The sequence below is a fragment of the Candidatus Angelobacter sp. genome, from assembly GCA_035643775.1.
In the GTDB taxonomy this organism is placed as follows: domain Bacteria; phylum Bacteroidota; class Bacteroidia; order Flavobacteriales; family Blattabacteriaceae; genus DASQPV01.
This window is the reverse complement of record DASQPV010000016.1, coordinates 1-17,357: the sequence shown is the minus strand read 5'-3', so window position 1 is coordinate 17,357 and position 17,357 is coordinate 1. Positions and strand designations below refer to the sequence as shown.

Here is a 17,357-nt window from a genome sequence, read left to right as displayed (position 1 = left end):
ATTATGTTAAATATTTTTAAACCAAAATTCGAAGAAGTAAAACAATTCTCATTAGATAATGGATTAAAAATTATTATTTTAGAAAATCATCAATTTCCTATAGTTTATGTTAATTTACTGTTTGATAGAGTATTATTTTCCGAAGGAAATAAATCTGGTTGGAAAAGTATATTCGGACCCATGCTTCGATCTGGGACCAAAAATAGGACTAAAGAGGAGATTGATCAAAATATTGAATTTCTTGGAACTAAATTTTACGCATCATTTGATGAAATGTCCATTTCTTCGTTAACTAGGTATCTAGATGAGTCCTTATCTATAATGAGAGATGTACTATTTAATCCTATTTTTAATAATACTAAAGAGTTTGAAAAGATAATTGGACAAAAAATTGTATATTTAAAAATAAATGAAAAAAATCCCCATACAATAGCAAAACGTGTTAAGAGAGTTTTGTATTTTGGAAAAAATCATCCTTTTGGAGAAATTCAAACTATTGAGAGTTTGAATAATATTAAAATTAAAGATTTCGATGGTTTTTATCGTTCCTATATTGAACCTAATGTAGCTTATTTAATTTTAATAGGAGATATTGATATAGAAAAGGCTAAAAAAATAAGTGAAAAGTATTTTTACTCATTTACTTTTTCTCCTACTTTTGATAAAAAGTATGAAACGCCTCCATTGCTTTCGAAAACTACAATTGGACTTGTAGATATTCCTTCTGTTAACCAATCAACCATTTTGGTTGGGAATAAAGTAGATTTTAGAAAAAATACTTTTGATTATTTATCAGCTGTTCTAGTTAACAGTATTTTAGGAGGTGGAGGGCAATCTAGATTATTTTTAAATCTAAGGGAAGATAAAGGATATACTTATAATGTATACTCTAGTCTTATTCCGAACAAACATATTAGTTCATTTTATGTTTACACTCAAGTAAGGTCAGAAGTAACGGCAGAAGCAGTAAAGGAAATTATTAAAGAATTTAATAAAATTACCTCTATTACCGTTACTTCTGAAGAACTTCAAAACTATAAAAAAGAAAAAATTGGGAGTTTTCTTCTAGGTTTAGAAGATCTCTCTGTTAGAGCTAAATTTACTCTAGATGAGCTTAGGTATGAGCTCCCTTTTGGATTACATAAAAATTATTTAAAATCACTTCAGGAAATAACATCTTTAGATGTTAAGAATGCAGCGAATAAATACATTCCTACTGAAAACTTTTGGATTTTAATAGTTGGAGATGTTAATAAAATTCTTCCAGAAGTTGGACAACTAGGTTATCCAATATTTTTATTGGATGAATTAGGTAACTCTATATGATTAAAGAGAATTTAGAAAAACTTGTTATTTTTTACTTAAAAGAGATTCTGGATCCTGAAATTCAGGTAAATATTTATGATTTAGGTCTTGTTTATGATATTCAGGTAAGTAAAAATCTTGAAGTAAAAATTTTGATAACTCTTACTACATATAATTGTCCTATGATTGAAACTTTACCTCTTGAAATTGAAAAAAAAATTAAAACTATTGAAAAAATTAGATCAGTAAAACTGGATCTTACCTTTGATCCAAAATGGAGTATGGAAATGATTAGTGAAAATGCTAGAGTAGCATTGGGAGTATTATTCTGATCCATTTTAACAAAATCATATAAAAAATTATCTATGCAAAAGATCTTAAATTTTTTTTTCTCTACAAAGCTTATGTCTTCTATTTTTATAGTATTCGCAGTTTTTATAGCATGGGGAACTTTTATAGAAAAAGTTTACTCCGCAGAAACTGCGAGAGCTTTGATTTATGAATCCAGTTGTTTAGAATTTTTAATGATTTTATTAATTTTTTGTTTTATAGGTAACATAAAAAAGTATTGTTTATGGAAAAAAGAAAAATTGCCTTTGCTTGTTTTTCATTCAGCTTTTATACTAATTTTCATTGGAGGAGCTATTTCTAGATATATTGGATTCGAAGGAGTTTTTACTCTCCAAAAAGGATTTATATCCAGAAATATTTTTTCAAATAAAACTTATATAAAATTGTGTATCTTTCAAGGTAAGAAAATTAGAATTTTTCAATACCCCTACATTTTAGCTCCTTTGCATAAAAAATATTTTGTTAATTTTTTTTTAAAAGGGGAAATTTTTAGACTGAGATTAATTAATTATATCCCTAACGCTAAAGCAGTTTTTTATGAAAATCCAAAAGGATCTAAAATTTTGAAAATTTTAGAAATAAAAAAAGGGAAAGAAATAGAGCGTTTTATTCGAGCAGGTAAAATAAAAAGATTGAATAATCTCACTCAAATAAGTTTTGAGAAATCTTTTAAAGGAGCTATCGAAATTTTCGTACATAGTGGAAAATTATTTATTTTTTACAAAAATAATATTAGATATACCCAAAAATACATAACACAAAAAATGCTATCTGAATTGCAGATGAATGCTTTATATAATTTCTATAAATTGAATATCGTAATTTCTGAAAATGTTCGAAAAGGGATCCTTAAATATGAAACAATTAGAAAAAATGAAAATATTCCTGATTTACTAAAAGTGGAAATATCTACTAAAGGCCATTCAAAAATTATAGAATTTTTAGGAGGAAGAGGTCAAACAAAAATGGGAGGAAGAACATACTTTCATTTTGAAAAAATATCTATTGGATATGGGTGTATAATTTTTAAACTACCTTTTGGTATAAAATTAAGAACCTTTGAATTAGAAAAATATCCTGGGTCAGAAAGTCCCTCTTCTTTTTCTAGTAAAATTAGAATTTTTGATAAAGATAGAAAAGAAGACCACAAAATATTTATGAATAATGTATTGGATTATCGAAAATATCGTTTTTTTCAATCAACTTATAATCTTTATAAAAAAAGGGTTGTTCTATCAGTAAATAATGATATTTGGGGTCGAAGAATTTCTTATTTTAGTTATTTTTTACTTGTATTTGGTATGTTTATTTCCTTATTTTATAGGGTATCTAGTTTTAGAAAATTGAGTACATGAGAGTTATATTTATTGCCCCATTTTTTTATATTTTTTTTACTAAAAATCTATTCAGTGTTGAGCTTAACAAAGCTCCTTCTGAAAAAGATCATTCTGAAAAATTTGGTTTTTTGTTAGTTCAAGACTTTAAGGGGAGAATGAAACCCATTAATACTCTGGCTTTAGAGTTATTAAGGAAAATATATAAAAAAGACCGTATAGGTCATATTGACGCTAATATATGGATGATCTCTCTAAATAAAGAGGGATGTTTGAATTATATTCCCCTTGAAAAGATAGTATGGGCCAAAGCTCCCTTTATTAAAAATCTAAAAACTAGAAAAATAGTAAAAAGAGAGTATGTTTCTTTGTTAGATCTTTATTCTCTTAATACGAATACATTAAATGTTGAATTTATTTTTAGAAAAGATTTCGAAAAAGCATTTTTAAAATCTCCATATCAGAGATCTGAGATGGAGCAGAAAATTCTTTATTTTACTGAAAGAATGAATATCGTATCTATGATATTTCATGGTGAATATTTTAGAATTCTCCCCATTATAAATGATACCAATTATACTTGGATTTCTTGGGAAAAGTACAATTTTAGGAAAAAATTTAAACTATTAAATAGTTATTTAATGTCTGTTTTTTATGCACAAAAAAATAATTATTGGTATTTAGCTGATAAATTCCTTGATGAGCTTCATTTTTATCAAAGAATATATGGAAAAAAAGTTTTTATTTCAGATCTAAAAATTAGAGCGGAAATACTTTATAATCGATTGAATATATTCAATAGAATAATTTATTTTTATTTTATTTTCGGAGTAGGATTACTTTTTCTAGCTTTTACTAAAATTTTTTTTCCATTTAGGGGCCTTTATGTCTTAAGTATTTATTTTTCTTGGTTTTTGTTTACAATTTTTATTTATCATACATTTGGATTGATTTTACGATGGTATATTTCTGATCATGCACCTTGGAGTAATTCCTATGAATCCGCTGTTTCTATTTCCTGTTCGATGTTCCTTTCAGGTTTTTTTTTCTTTAGAAATGGTAACATATTTATTCCTTCAGTGTCCAGCCTTTTTGCTGCTGTATTTTTAATGATTGCACAGGGAAATTTAATGAATCCTGAGTTGACTCATTTAGTCCCAGTTCTTAAGTCATTTTGGCTAGTTATTCACGTTGCTGTTATAATCTCAAGTTATGGTTTTTTTAGTACTGGAGCTTTTTTAGGAGGAATTGTTTTAATCTTTTTGATTTTTAAAGGTATAGTAGGAGATTTTTATAGTAAAAAAATAGAAAAACAGATCCAAGAATTGACTCTGATAAACGAAATGGCTCTCACACTAGGTATTTTTTTTCTAACAGTAGGAACCTTTCTAGGTGGAGTATGGGCAAATGAAAGTTGGGGAAATTATTGGAGTTGGGATCCAAAAGAAACTTGGTCTATTATTAGTATAATAGTTTATTCTTTTGTATTGCATATGCGTCTTATTCCAGAAATAACAGGAGTTTTTTACTTTAATCTTGCTTCATTATTATCAATAAGTTCTATTATAATGACATATTTTGGAGTAAACTACTATCTTTCTGGAATGCACTCTTACGCTAAAGGATATCCCATTCAAGTAACTTCATGGATTTATTATGCAATTTTTTTTATTTTTATAATTGCTATTTCTGCTTATTTATTTTCAAAAAATAAAGTAACTTTTTAATATTATTGATTTTAAGTAACTAAATTACATATTTTTTTTAATTGTCTCCCCGTATTTTACAAATCTTCCATTATTGAGTATAACTTCTTTACCTTCAAAAAATCCTAATTTCTTAGTAAATTCAAAAAGTTTTAATGCCTCTTCTAAATAAATTTTATCGATGTATTGATGTTTAGGTAAAGAAACGAATTTTGGTTTTTCTTTATCTTCATAAAGTCCTATACGGGTCCAAATCTCCCAATTTTTGCTAAAACTTTTTTCCCTGAATTGGGATCAAAGAAATCTTGGCTTTGGAAAATATTCATAATTTTTTTTAATTTTAGAATGATAAAAATTTTTAATAACGTTTATCCAAACGGCTTTTCCTAGCGCAATATCGTCAAAACCTGCTTCCATCTTTGCAGTGAATTGGAAATCAAGTATTTTCTGAAAGTTTTTAATTAAAAACTTATTAACAATTACTCCGATATATGTTGGTAAAAATTTTACTTTTTCCGATCCACTAATTTCTTTCTTTTTAGATACGGATATTTTTTAGTTCAATTTTTTTGGAAAAAATTTCCACCCCATTAAAATTCTTTATTTCGACATATCCTCTTTTTTGAATAGTTTTAATAATTGTAACATAGGTGGAAGGTCTTCCTATCTTCGAGAGTTTTAACTAAAGAAGCTTCTCCATATTGTGGAGTATGTCTGCTAAATTTTTGAGTAGCTGTAATTTTTATATTTTTAAGTTATTCACCTAATTTTGGCAAACTAATTTCCTTTTTTTCTGATTTTTCCTGTTTTTTTTCGTAAATTTTCAAAAATCCATCGAAAATGATCACATTTACTTTAGATAAAAAATTATACTGGGTAAAAGTCCTATATTTGTTTTTTCCAGAATAGCATTAGTCATTTGTCCAGCTAAAGTTCTTTTCCAGATTAACTTATAAAGTTTTTGGCCAATTTTATTTGGGGGACATATTATCTTAAAGTTAGTGGGACGGATAGCTTGAGCTAATTTTTTATTAGTTGCATATCTTCTTGGAAAAGAATATTCCTTTCCAAACATTGAGATAATCTGTTTTTGTGCTTCAAAAATAGCTTCTTCTGATAAATTTAAACAATCTGTATAGGTTATATATCCTTCTTCATAAAGTTTCTGAGCCAAATACATTGTTTTAGCTCCGGAATATCCTAATTTTAATGCAGCTTCTTGCTGCATACTTGACGTATAGGGGGGGGGTTTTCTCTTTTCTTTCTCCCAATATGGGAGACCACAAAATGATGTTCCATGCATTTTTTTAAGAAATCCTTTACTTCTTTTTCTTTTTCAAAAGTTTTTTCTAGCTTTGCTTTATTCTTTTTTTTTTCTATAGTTGGTAAAAATTTTTCTATTTCTTGTTCTCTTTCAGTAATTAAACGAACAGCGACTGATTGAACACGTCCTGCTGATAGATTTCTTTTAATTTTACGCCAAAGTAAAGTAGATAATTCGAATCCTACAATTCGATCCAATATTCTTAGGGCATTTTGAGCATTAACTAAATCATAATTAATTGATCGTGGATTTTCAATAGCGTGAATGACTGCCTTTTTAGTAATTTCATTAAAATAAATTCGTTTAAATTTTACTTCAGAAATTTTTAATTTTTTATATAATTCCTTATAGATATTACATGAAATAGCTTCTCCTTCTCTATCTCCATCAGAAGCTAACCAAATGGTTTCTGATTTTCTTGATAGAGTTTGTATTTTTTCCCATTTATTTTTTTTTTCTGGGAATACAACATAATCCGTTTGGAAATTATTTTTTATATTAATTCCCATTTACTGTCATAAATATGACCTAAACTAGAAACTACAAAAAAATCTTTTCCTAAATAACTTTGAATAGTTTTCGCTTTAGCTGGAGATTCAACAATAACTAAATTTTTTATCATGCTAAATAAGCCTTTTTATATTAAATGATCTATTTTTATCTGTTTCTGTTAACAAAATAATTAATAGTCATTTTTAGAGATTTTTTTGCCTTATTTTCAGGGTATTTATCGAGTATAGAAAAAGCTTTTTTACAAAATTTTATCATTTTTTCTATAGCATAATCTATTCCCCCAGAATATTTAACATAATGAATAAGTTCTTTTACTCTTTTTTCGTCTTTGTTATAATTTTTAATGGTATTTATAATCCATTTACGTCTATTTAAAGACGATTTTTCAAAAACATGTATCAATGGTAAAGTCATTTTACCTCCCTTTATGTCAATTCCTCTAGGTTTTCCTAGTAAATTATTATATTGACATTCATAATCAAATAAATCATCTCTAATTTGAAAAGCCATACCAATATATTTTCCAAATTCTCTCATTTTAAATACAGAATTTTCATCCGCATTGGTTGATATAGCTCCAACTTCGCAACAAACTGAAATCATACTTGCCGTTTTATAATAAATAATTTCCTCGTATAGTTTCTCGCTAATATCTAGCATTCTAGATTTTTCTATTTGCAGTAATTCCCCTTTGCTTATTTTACATATAACCCTATTAAAAATCTTCAATAAATCATAATAGTTATTTTCAGTAATTAAAAATAAGCTTTTTGAAAATAAATAATCTCCCACTAAAACTGCAATTTTGTTCTTCCAAAGTAAATGAACAGAAAAATCTCCACGTCGAAGAAGACTCTCATCCACTAAATCATCATGAATAAGCATTGCTGTATGAATAATCTCGTAAAATAAAGCAATGTGTTGAGTTTTTTCAACTACATTACCAAGCATTTTAGCTGTTAAAAAAATTAGCATTGGACGGATTTTTTTTCCTTTATTTCTAAAAACATATTTGTTTATTTTATCTAAAAGAGGAACTTGGGTTTTGTGTAAAAACTTATAGAGTTTTTTCTCCAAAATTTGCATTTCTTCAATTATTGGAGTTTGAATTTTTTCTAAAAAATTTTTTTTATTCACAAGTTTATAATTTTTCTATTTAAATTAAAAAAAAAAAAGTAAATTTAATTTTAAATTTTCAAAATTGCTTTTTTTTTAATTTAAATATAAAACTTTTTGTTACTTTTAATAAACAAAGCTGAAAATTCTTTTGAATTTAGGATTATTTATCTAATTAAATAATTTTACAACAAAGGAGAGTTTGATCCTGGCTCAGGATGAACGCTAGCGGTGGGCTTAACACATGCAAGTCTAGGGATCTACGAAAACGTAGATACCGGCGAACTGGTGAGTAACGCGTACGTAATCTACCTTTTGCAGGAGTATAGCCTGAGGAAACTCTGATTAATACTCCATAATATGTTTATATTGCATGAAATAAACATCAAAGTTTTGTCGGCAATAGAGGAGCGTGCGTCTGATTTATGCTAGTTGGTAGGATAAAAGCTTACCAAGGCTACGATTCGGTAGGGGCCTTGAGAGGGGAAACCCCCACACTGGCACTGAGATACGGGCCAGACTCCTATGGGAGGCAGCAGTGAGGAATATTGGTCAATGGAGGAAACTCTGAACCAGCTACACCGCGTGTAGGAAGAAGGCCTTATAGGTTGTAAACTACTTTTGTAGGGGAATAAAGTATTCTACATTGAGAATTTTGAATGTACTCTACGAATAAGTATTGGCTAACTCCGTGCCAGCAGCCGCGGTGATACGGAGGATACGAGCGTTATCCGGATTTATTGGGTTTAAAGGGTGCGTAGGCTGTTCATTAAGTCAGTAGTGAAATCTTGCAGCTTAACTGTTAAAATTGCTATTGATACTGATGTACTGGAATTATATCGGAGTAGCTGGAATATGTGGTGTAGCGGTGAAATGCATAGATATCACATAGAACATCAATCGCGAAGGCAAGCTACTAGGTCTATATTGACGCTGAGGCACGAAAGCGTGGGGAGCAAACAGGATTAGATACCCTGGTAGTCCACGCTGTAAACGATGATCACTAACTATTGGATCTTTAGTGTATTCAGTGGTAAAGCGAAAGTGTTAAGTGATCCACCTGGGAAGTACGATCGCAAGATTGAAACTCAAAGGAATTGACGGGGGCCCGCACAAGCGGTGGAGTATGTGGTTTAATTCGATGGTACGCGAGGAACCTTACCAAAGCTTAAATGCGTTACGAAATAAACTAGAAATAGTTTGCTTTCTTTTTTCTTTAGATTAGAACAGAAGAACGGAACGCAAGGTGTTGCATGGTTGTCGTCAGCTCGTGCTGTGAAGTGTTAGGTTAAGTCCTTTAACGAGCGCAACCCCTGTCGTTAGTTACTATCAGGTTCAGGTAATGCTGGGGACTCTAACGAGACTGCCGATGTAAGTTGTGAGGAAGGTGGGGATTACGTCAAATCATTACGACTCTTATGTTTTGGGCTACACACGTACTACAATGATCGGTACAATGAGCAGCCACTGAGTAATCAGGAGCGAATCTCTAAAAGCCGATCTCAGTTCGGATTGGAGTCTGCAACTCGACTCTATGAAGTTGGAATCGCTAGTAATCGTGGATCAGCATGACGCGGTGAATATGTTCTCGGGCCTTGTACACACCGCCCGTCAAGCCATGGAAATCGGGGGTACTTAAAGTCGGTATCTGTAAAAGGAGCTGCCTAGGGTAAAATCGGTAACTGGGGCTAAGTCGTAACAAGGTAGCCGTACTGGAAAGTGTGGCTGGAATATCTCTTTATTGGAGAAAATTTTCCTAATCAAAGGAATTTTCAGTTCTTTGTTTTCCATTTGGTTCCTCTATGACTATGATATGATAGGAGTCTCGTAGCTCAGAGGTAGAGCACTACACTGATAATGTAGTGGTCCGCGGTTCAACTCCGCGCGAGACTACGTTATAGGGGAATTAGCTCAGCTGGTTAGAGCGCCTGTTTTGCAATCAGGAGGTAATCGGTTCGATTCCGATATTCTCCACGATAAGTTCTAGGTTAAATAGAAGTGTAGTATAATCATCACTTTATTTTTGAAGTGATTTTTGAAGAAACGAAAAGGGCACATGGTGAATGCCTAGGCTCTGAGAGGTGAGGAAGGACGTTATAAGCTACGATAAGTTGCGGTTCAGAGATACGCAGATTTCCGAATTGGGAAACCTCCCATTAGTTAGATGGGATTATTGTTAGGCGAACCCGGGGAACTGAAACATCTAAGTACCTGGAGGAAAATAAAACGAAAGTGATTCCATAAGTAGTGGCGAGCGAACTTGGAACAGCCCAAACCATTTGCGGTTTTTACCGTATTGGGGTAATAGGACTGCGATTATGGATTCTGGGGGTATAGTAGAATGATTTGGAAAGATCAATCATAGAAGGTGAAAATCCCGTATACGAAATACAATCATTACCTAGCAGAATCCTGAGTAAGATGGAACACGTTGAATTCTGTCTGAATTTACCGGTACCATCTGGTAAGGCTAAATACTACTCAGAGACCGATAGTGAACAAGTACCGTGAGGGAAAGGTGAAAAGTTCTTCGAAAAGAAGGGTGAAAGAGATCCTGAAACCATGTGCCTACATGCAGTCGAAGCCTTATTTTTAAGGTGACGTCGTGCCTTTTGCATAATGAGCCTACGAGTTAATCTTATTGGCAAGGTTAAATAGTTTAGCTATGAAGCCGAAGCGAAAGCGAGTCTGAATAGGGCGTTAAGTCTATAAGATTAGACGCGAAACCGAGTGATCTACCTATGGAAAGATTGAAGCTATGGTAATACACAGTGGAGGATCGAACTGGTTAACGTTGAAAAGTTTTCGGATGATCTGTGGGTAGGGGTGAAAGGCCAATCAAACTCGGAGATAGCTCGTACTCCCCGAAATGCATTTAGGTGCAGCGTTGTGTTAAAGTATTGCAGAGGTAGAGCTACTGATTGGATGAAGGGAGGTAAAACTCTACTGATTCCTGATAAACTCCGAATGCTGCGATATGTTTCTCGGCAGTGAGGGTATGGGTGCTAAGGTCCATGTCCGAAAGGGGAACAACCCAGACCAACAGCTAAGGCCCCTAAGTATATGCTAAGTTGAATAAACGAGGTCTGATCACTTAGACAGCTAGGATGTAAGCTTGGAAGCAGCTATTCATTTAAAGAGTGCGTAAAAGCTCACTCGCCAAGTGATTGGGCGCGGATAATAATCGGGCATTAAGTATATCGCCGAAGCTTTGGGATTTTTAAAAATCGGTAGGGGAGCATTGTAATGACGTAGAAGTTGCTTTGTGAAAAGTGGTGGAGTAATTACAAGAGAAAATGTAGGCATGAGTAACGATAATGCGGGAGAGAAAACCGCACACTGAAAGATTAAGGGTTCCTAAGCTATGTTAATCAACTTAGGGTTAGTCGGTCCTAAGAGTAATCCTAAAGGAGAAATCGATGGATATGCGGTTAATATTCCGCAACTCGCTTTTATTGCTAGGGGGGGAAGAAGTAGGGATCCTGTCGCGTGCTAATGGAAATACACGTTGAAGTGTTTTTAGGTAGGGGATATATAGGAAAATCCGTATATCTCGCTGAAACATTATAGTACCGCGCCGAGCTGTTTTAGCGGATAGGGCGGATAATTGACTTTCAAGAAAATCCTCTACGCTTCAGATAAAATAAAAGCGATCCGTACCAAAACCGACACAGGTTATCCTGGATAGAATCTTAAAGTGCTCGAGTGATTTGCGGCTAAGGAACTAGGCAAAATGGACCTGTAACTTAGGGATAAAGGTCACCATCTCTTAGTTAGAGATGGTCGCAGAAAATGGATCCAGACGACTGTTTATCAAAAACACAGGACTCTGCTCAAATCGAAAGATGATGTATAGGGTCTGACACCTGCCCAGTGCTGGAAGGTTAAGGAAGAATGTTAGCTTAGCTAAGCGTTTGACTGAAGCCCCAGTAAACGGCGGCCGTAACTATAACGGTCCTAAGGTAGCGAAATTCCTTGTCGGGTAAGTTCCGACCTGCACGAATGGTGTAACGATCTGGATACTGTCTCAGCTGCGAGCTTGGTGAAATTGCAGTACCGGTGAAGATGCCGGTTTCTCGCAATGGGACGAAAAGACCCCGGAACCTTAACTATAGCTTCGTATTGACTTTGGGTAAACAATGTGTAGGATAGGTGGGAGACTTTGAAATATCTTCGTTAGGGGATGTGGAGTCAGCCTTGAAATACCACCCTTTGTTTATTTGAAGCCTAACTCGTAAGAGAACAGTGCGTGGTGGGTAGTTTGACTGGGGTGGTCACCTCCTAAAAAGTAACGGAGGTTTCCAAAGGTACCCTCAACACGGATGGTTATCGTGGATATAGAGTGCAATAGCTAAGGGTGCTTGACTGTGAGACTTACAAGTCGACCAGATACGAAAGTAGGGTATAGTGATCCGGTGGTTTCTGTATGGGAAGGCCATCGCTCAAAGGGTAAAAGGTACTCCGGGGATAACAGGCTGGTCTCCCCCAAGAGCTCATATCGACGGGGAGGTTCGGCACCTCGATGTCGGCTCGTCACATCCTGGGGCTGAAGAAGGTCCCAAGGGTTAGGCTGTTCGCCTATTAAAGTGGCACGCGAGCTGGGTTCAGAACGTCGCAAGACAGTTCGGTCTCTATCTATTGCGAGCGATAGAAACTTGAGTGGAGCTAACTCTAGTACGAGAGGACCGAGTTGGATAAACCTCTGGTGTATCAGTTGCATTGCCAAGTGCATAGCTGAGTAGCTATGTTTGTAAGAGATAAGCACTGAAAGCATATAAGTGCGAAGCTTACCACAAGATAAGGTTTCTTTTTTAGAAGGGTCGTTGAAGATGACAACGTAGATAGGCTGTAGGTGTAAAAACAGTAATGTAATAGCCGAGCAGTACTAATTACCCGTAAGTTTCTTTAATATTATAATATTTAACCTAATTTTTTAAAAAGGAAGCTGAGGTATTTTTTTAGAGTGGTAAAAGTAACAGGGCTCACCTCTTCCCATTCCGAACAGAGAAGTTAAGCCTGTTTATGCCAATGGTACTGAGTCTTCTTGGTTTGGTAGAGTAGGAAACTGCTCATAAATCCTCAGCTCTCCTACTTTTCTTGTACCTATTTTTCAAAACCTCAATTATCTCTCTAAACTTGAAGTGTTTAGCATTAATTAGAATTAAATAATGAAAAAGCAAATCAGCCGCTTCATTTAAAAAAAAACGTTCCTTCTCATCTTTAGCCTCTATGATAAGCTCTATCGATTCTTCTCCAAATTTTTGGACTATTCTATTGAACCCTTCATTGAATAATTGAGAAATGTATGAATTTTCATTCGTTTTTCTTTTCTGAATTACTTGTTCAAGTTTAATCAAAAATCCATTTTTATCGTATTTGTTTTCTTCTTTCCAACAAGTATCAGTTTTCATATGACATATAAACCCTAAAGGAGTTACTTTGATTAACAAAGTATCAAAATCGCAGTCAATAAGAATTTTCTCTATTAATAAATAATTTCCGCTATTTTCCCCTTTTGTCCAAAATCTATTTTTAGATCTACTGTAAAAAGTAACTTTTTTTTCAACTATAGATCTTCTATAAGCCTCTTCGTTCATATATCCTAACATCAAAACCTTTCCAGTGAAATTATCTTGAATAATAACTGGTAAAAGGCCTTTATTATTATTAAATCCTAACATGGATTCCATGTATTTTTAGGTATTTTTTTAATTCTAGAATTTCTATTTCTTTAAAATGGAAAACACTAGCTGCTAATGCAGCATCCGCTTTTCCTAAATCTAAAACTTCCAAAAAATGCTTATTTTTTCCAGCTCCTCCAGATGAAATGATGGGAACAGTAAGTTTTTCAGATAGTTTTTGTGTAATTTCTAAATCAAATCCTTCTTTTGTTCCATCATTTTTCATAGATGTTATCAAAATTTCTCCAGCGCCTCTTCTTACAGCTTCTTTTGCCCAATCTAAAACATTTCTTTCTGTTTTCACTCTCCCCCCGTTCAAAAAAACTTTCCATTCTTTGTCATATTTAGTATATTTAGTATCTATAGCTAAAACAATACTTTGTGTACCAAATCTGATAGAAAGTTCTTCAATAAGTTCTGGATTCAAAAAAGCAGATGTATTAATAGCAACTTTATCTGCACCAGAAGATAGTAGATCTTCTACATTCTTTATTTTATAAAGACCACCTCCAACAGTAAAAGGTATATTAATTACATTGGATATCTCTTTTACTAGAGAGAGTAGTAAATCTCGTTTTTCATTGGTAGCGCTTATATCTAGAAGAACTAATTCGTCCGCCCCATTTTCAGAATAATTAGCTGCTAGTGAAACAGGATCTCCAACTTCTCGAAGATTCTCGAAACGGATCCCCTTGATAGTTTTTCCATCTTGGATATCCAAACAAGGAATAATTCTTTTAGCTAACATTTTAACAATTTTTTTCTATCCAAGAATAAACTGATTTTAAAAAATCTTTTCTTTCAAAAAAAATTTTACCAATAATCGCACCTTTACAACCTATTCTCTGTAAATCATCCAGATCTTTCAAACTTTTTATTCCTCCACTAGCAATAAGCTCCAGATGGGGAAAATCTTCAATTATTTTCTTATAAAGTTCTATAGAAGGACCAGATAATAGCCCGTCTTTATCAATATCAGTACAAAATATCTTCCTTAATCCAAGGTAAATTTTTTTTTTAAAAAAAAAATGCAAATGTATATGGCTAATTTTCTTCCATCCTTGAAAAGCTATTCTCTCATTTTTTACATCTGCTCCTAAAAGAATTTTTTTTACCCCAAAACATTGCACCCATTCTTGAAAAACTTTATCGTTATCGTTTTTCAAGGCCATACTCCCAATGTTAGCCATATGTGCCCCACTATCAAAAACAATTCTAATATCCTCATTACTTTGAATTCCTCCTCCAAAATCTATCATTAGATTCTTACATTGAAAAGCTATATTTTCTAATACTTTAGAATGGAGAACTTTTCTTTTTAGAGCTCCTTCAAGATCCACTAAATGGAGTCTTTTTAATCCATTATCTTCGAAAATTTTCGCCATTTCTACTGGATCTACAGTATAAATTTTTTTATTTTCGTAATTACCCTGCGTTAAACGCAGGCATTTTCCTCCGAAAAGATCTATAGCTGGGATTATATCCATTTATAAAAATTTAATAAAGTTTTCTAAAATTTTATGTCCAAAAATCCCAGATTTTTCTGGATGAAATTGCACAGCATGAAAATTATTTTTCTGTAAAGCAGAACTGTATGTATATATGTAGTCTGTTTTAGCTCTAGTGTACTCGCATATTGGAGCAAAGTAAGAATGTACAAAATATTGGTAGCTTTCTTCGGGAATTCCCTTAAATAATAATCCTTCAAGTTGATAAATCGTATTCCATCCAATTTTAGGAATTTTCATATTTATGTTCTTAAATTTTTTTATTTCCAGATCGAATATACCTAAGCAATCTGTGTTATTTTCTTCTGAATGAAAACAAAGCAATTGCAACCCAAGACAAATTCCTAAAAAAGGCTGTTTTAATTTTGGAATTAATAAATCTAGACTTTTTTCCCTTAAGTATCTCATCGTTAATTTGGCTTCTCCTACCCCAGGAAAAATAATTCTATCTGAAGATAGAATTTCCTCAAAATTATCCGTTAACTTAGCATTTACCCCAATTCTGCTTAGTGCAGAAAATATTGATTGTACATTACCTGAAGGTGATTTAATGATGATAGTTTTCATATGATATTTTTTGTGGAAGGCAATTTATATAGCTGAACGTCTCTAAAAACGGCCATTTTTACTGATATAGCAAAAGCTTTGAAAATTGCTTCTATTTGATGATGTTCATTTTCCCCTTTAGCTTGTATATGCAAGTTGCATTTAGCAGATTCTGAAAATGATTTAAAAAAATGAGAGACCATTTCGGTTTGCATATCCCCAATTTTTTCTCTTTTGAATTCTACCTTAAAGACCAGGTTACTTCGACCCCCAAAATCTAAAGCAACTTTAGCTAATCCCTCATCCATTGGTAAACAAAATCCATATCTAGCTAATCCTAGCTTGTTACCAAAAGCTTTCCAAAAGGCTTCTCCTAATGCTATAGAGATGTCTTCTATCGTATGATGTTCTTCAATTACATTAAGATCACCCTGTACTTGAAGACTAAGATCTATAGAAGCATGTTTCGCTAATTGTTCAAGCATATGATTTAAAAAACCAATTCCTGTGCAAATATTATATTTTCCAGATCCATCCATCTGTAGAATTATTTTAATGTCCGTTTCTTTACTTTTTCTAGAATGTAGAATTTTTCTACTTCCAAATTTTAAAAACTCGTAAATTTTTTCCCAATATTTTGTTTCTAAGGCTAAAAACTTTTGAAGTTTTTCAGCTGAAAAAGCCGTTTCATTCTTTCTCCCTTTTTTTAGCCAAATAGCTTTACACTTTAGGTTTTTAGCTAATAAAACATCTGTTATCCGATCTACAATTACGAATGATCCAGAAATATCATAGCTTTCTAACATTCCTACCCCACTTGAGTTTCTATCAATAGAAACAGCAGAAAAATAAACACCCTCGTTCTCAAAAGTTTTCATTATTTTTCTTTGAGCTTTAAAAAATTTTTCTCCTGCTTGATTAGTTACCAGAACTATTTCATAGTTGAAATTTCTAGAGATCCGAGACATAAAAGAAAGAGCTTTAGGATAAAAAATAACCTTTTCTTTAGTAGGTATTTTTTCAACTAGGGTTCCTTCTCGATCGAGAAATAATACTTTATTCATCGAAATTGATATTTTTTAAAGTTTTTAGAAGAAAATAATTTTCTTCAGAAGTCCCTACTGTAATTCTCAGACAATTCTTGCATAATTTAATTTTTGAACGATCTCTTACAATAAGATTTTTTTCAATCAAACATTGATAAATTTTTTGGACTACAGAAACTTGCGTAAGCAAAAAGTTACCTGAGCTAGAAAAGACCTTTTCTACAAGGCTAATTTTCTTTAACTCTTTGGAGATTCTTTCTCGTTCTTTAATAATCGTTTTAAGTCTTTTTTCAAAGAACGTTTTTTGTTTAAGGGTTTTAATAGCTATTTCTTGAGAAGATTTGCTGATATTATAAGCTGATTTTACCCTATTCATGATGCTAATCATATTGGCACCAGAAAAAGCTATTCCAATACGAATTCCAGCCAAACCCCAAGCTTTGGATAGGGTTTGCATTACAATAAGTTTGGAGTATCTTCCAAGTAGGGTAAGAAATGATTCTTTATTAGAGAAATCTATATAAGCTTCATCGATAACAACAATACCTGGAAATATTTTTAGAATTCTTTCCATGTCTTTACTTCTAAAATCATTTCCAGTTGGATTATTAGGGGAACAAAGAAAAATTAGTTTACTACGATTGTTTGTGTAAGAAAGGATCGAATTAACATCAAGTTTATACTCCTTTTTTAGGGGTATTTTCAATATTTCTATATCATTTATTTTTGCACTAACTTCATACATTCCATATGAAGGAGTACATATAATAATTTTATCTAAACCTGGTCTACAAAAGATTCGTATGATCAAATCAATAATTTCATCACTTCCATTACCAAGAAATATTTTTTTATCACAAATATTTTTAATAAATGAGATCTCTTTCTTAAGTTCTACTTGAAAAGGATTAGGATAACGAGGATACT

General features: G+C 32.3%; 13 protein-coding genes, 2 tRNA genes, 3 rRNA genes and 1 pseudogene. 9 read left to right on the top strand and 10 right to left on the bottom strand.

Annotated elements, in window-relative coordinates; genetic code table 11:
• The first annotated feature begins 3 nt into the window (after positions 1–3).
• The 4 genes from VE128_00210 to ccsA all read left to right on the top strand — a co-directional run bounded on the left by VE128_00210 (position 4) and on the right by ccsA (position 4,717).
• On the top strand, positions 4–1,326 hold the full coding sequence (locus VE128_00210; GenBank protein ID HZD83973.1) for a pitrilysin family protein: 1,323 nt from the start codon (positions 4–6) through the stop codon (positions 1,324–1,326).
• Positions 1,323–1,637 carry an iron-sulfur cluster assembly protein gene (locus VE128_00205; protein ID HZD83972.1) on the top strand — a complete coding sequence of 105 codons (315 nt, stop codon included), beginning with the start codon at positions 1,323–1,325 and terminating at the stop codon, positions 1,635–1,637. The genes VE128_00210 and VE128_00205 overlap by 4 nt, the downstream gene beginning before the upstream one ends.
• A 72-nt stretch (positions 1,638–1,709) precedes the next feature.
• Positions 1,710–3,011, top strand: coding sequence for a cytochrome c biogenesis protein ResB (locus VE128_00200; protein ID HZD83971.1), 1,302 nt, complete (start codon positions 1,710–1,712; stop codon positions 3,009–3,011).
• On the top strand, positions 3,008–4,717 hold the full coding sequence (gene ccsA, locus VE128_00195; protein HZD83970.1) for a cytochrome c biogenesis protein CcsA: 1,710 nt from the start codon (positions 3,008–3,010) through the stop codon (positions 4,715–4,717). Before VE128_00200 ends, ccsA begins: the two co-directional genes overlap by 4 nt.
• 273 nt (positions 4,718–4,990) lie before the next feature.
• Here ccsA and VE128_00190 read toward each other — a convergent pair whose 3' ends face one another.
• The 4 genes and pseudogenes from VE128_00190 to VE128_00175 form a co-directional block, all read right to left on the bottom strand.
• Positions 4,991–5,113: a hypothetical protein gene (locus VE128_00190; GenBank protein ID HZD83969.1), complete on the bottom strand. Its 123-nt coding sequence runs from the start codon at positions 5,111–5,113 to the stop codon at positions 4,991–4,993.
• 433 nt (positions 5,114–5,546) lie between these two features.
• Positions 5,547–6,529, bottom strand: a pseudogene (locus tag VE128_00185) (DNA topoisomerase).
• On the bottom strand, positions 6,514–6,642 hold the full coding sequence (locus VE128_00180; protein HZD83968.1) for a toprim domain-containing protein: 129 nt from the start codon (positions 6,640–6,642) through the stop codon (positions 6,514–6,516). The pseudogene VE128_00185 and the gene VE128_00180 overlap by 16 nt, the downstream one beginning before the upstream one ends.
• 35 nt (positions 6,643–6,677) lie before the next feature.
• Positions 6,678–7,619 (bottom strand): polyprenyl synthetase family protein, encoded by a 942-nt coding sequence (locus tag VE128_00175; protein HZD83967.1) that lies wholly within the window; start codon positions 7,617–7,619, stop codon positions 6,678–6,680.
• 220 nt (positions 7,620–7,839) lie between these two features.
• On the opposite strand from VE128_00175, the gene VE128_00170 reads away from it, so the two are divergent.
• From VE128_00170 to rrf, 5 genes are all read left to right on the top strand, one after another.
• Positions 7,840–9,390, top strand: a 16S ribosomal RNA gene (locus VE128_00170).
• Between the two features lie 80 nt (positions 9,391–9,470).
• Positions 9,471–9,542, top strand: a tRNA-Ile gene (locus VE128_00165).
• A gap of 7 nt (positions 9,543–9,549) precedes the next feature.
• A tRNA-Ala gene (locus VE128_00160) sits at positions 9,550–9,623 on the top strand.
• A 62-nt stretch (positions 9,624–9,685) separates the two neighbouring features.
• Positions 9,686–12,559, top strand: a 23S ribosomal RNA gene (locus tag VE128_00155).
• A gap of 49 nt (positions 12,560–12,608) precedes the next feature.
• Positions 12,609–12,723 (top strand): 5S ribosomal RNA (rrf, locus tag VE128_00150).
• The 16S, 23S and 5S rRNA genes sit together here with 2 tRNA genes alongside, the layout of an rRNA operon.
• On the opposite strand, the gene hisIE is transcribed toward rrf, so the two are convergent.
• The 6 genes from hisIE to hisC all read right to left on the bottom strand — a co-directional run.
• Positions 12,719–13,330 carry a bifunctional phosphoribosyl-AMP cyclohydrolase/phosphoribosyl-ATP diphosphatase HisIE gene (gene hisIE, locus VE128_00145; GenBank protein ID HZD83966.1) on the bottom strand — a complete coding sequence of 204 codons (612 nt, stop codon included), beginning with the start codon at positions 13,328–13,330 and terminating at the stop codon, positions 12,719–12,721. The genes rrf and hisIE overlap by 5 nt on opposite strands.
• A complete protein-coding gene (gene hisF / locus VE128_00140) occupies positions 13,317–14,078 on the bottom strand; it encodes an imidazole glycerol phosphate synthase subunit HisF (GenBank protein HZD83965.1) in 762 nt (253 codons plus the stop codon). The genes hisIE and hisF overlap by 14 nt, the downstream gene beginning before the upstream one ends.
• Position 14,079: 1 nt before the next feature.
• Positions 14,080–14,817 (bottom strand): 1-(5-phosphoribosyl)-5-[(5-phosphoribosylamino)methylideneamino] imidazole-4-carboxamide isomerase, encoded by a 738-nt coding sequence (locus VE128_00135; protein HZD83964.1) that lies wholly within the window; start codon positions 14,815–14,817, stop codon positions 14,080–14,082.
• Positions 14,818–15,405 (bottom strand): imidazole glycerol phosphate synthase subunit HisH, encoded by a 588-nt coding sequence (hisH, locus tag VE128_00130; GenBank protein ID HZD83963.1) that lies wholly within the window; start codon positions 15,403–15,405, stop codon positions 14,818–14,820.
• Positions 15,402–16,448 (bottom strand): imidazoleglycerol-phosphate dehydratase HisB, encoded by a 1,047-nt coding sequence (gene hisB, locus VE128_00125; protein ID HZD83962.1) that lies wholly within the window; start codon positions 16,446–16,448, stop codon positions 15,402–15,404. Before hisB ends, hisH begins: the two co-directional genes overlap by 4 nt.
• Positions 16,441–17,357, bottom strand: a 917-nt coding sequence (hisC, locus tag VE128_00120; protein ID HZD83961.1) for a histidinol-phosphate transaminase, incomplete at its 5' end; no start/stop codon positions are given. The genes hisC and hisB, both read right to left, overlap by 8 nt.